The sequence below is a fragment of the Parendozoicomonas verongulae genome, from assembly GCF_009711465.1.
GTDB lineage: Bacteria > Pseudomonadota > Gammaproteobacteria > Pseudomonadales > Endozoicomonadaceae > Sansalvadorimonas > Sansalvadorimonas verongulae.
This window is the reverse complement of the sequence record NZ_SMME01000642.1, coordinates 1,244-1,828: the sequence shown is the minus strand read 5'-3', so window position 1 is coordinate 1,828 and position 585 is coordinate 1,244. Positions and strand designations below refer to the sequence as shown.

The window sequence follows — 585 nt, the reverse complement described above, 5'->3', positions numbered from 1 at the left end:
CCGGTGCAAGGGGAAACGGAACACCACCTGTCACTGTGGCACCACCTGTGCCTCGATCAACCTGCTTAACTCTCATCGCCAGAGCAGTAGCGACATCCGGTGTAAGGAGAAACGGACCACAAAGAAATAAGACAGGATCCCCCCCTGGATCTGGCCGGGTCCATAACCTTACCGAGTTTGAAAATTGCCCCAGCCTTACCCTTCAACTAGCCTTTCGTGCCTGGGTTGAATGGGAGGTTATACTCGTTGCAAAGGCTAGCAAATGCCTTATACCTTTGGCTTATCCTGATCGTTACTCCCACTATTGTTGATGCGAGTACAGATAAGCAGGTGAGTAGCTGCACGCTTGTTGTGCCAACAGGTGAAGGGGAGGCCGATATCATCTCAACAGGCCGTATCCGCACATCATCACCCGCCGCTCAGCCTTTGAACGACACATTCTGTGTACTGGGTCCAGAAAATAACCTGATCTGCCAGGGGGTTGGGAGTCCATCCAGAATCAGGCTGCCATGCCAGGGCAAAGAAGCCCTTGGGTTGATAGCAGAGGGCTCTACCTGCTCCGCATCTCCCAACAAAATTCATTCT

Annotated in this window: 1 protein-coding gene; it reads left to right on the top strand. The window is 52.5% G+C overall.

Annotation, left to right across the window (positions count from 1 at the left end; translation table 11 throughout):
- Positions 1-330: 330 nt before the first annotated feature.
- On the top strand, positions 331-585 hold a 255-nt coding region (locus E1189_RS24945), incomplete at its 3' end, for a hypothetical protein (protein ID WP_230460034.1).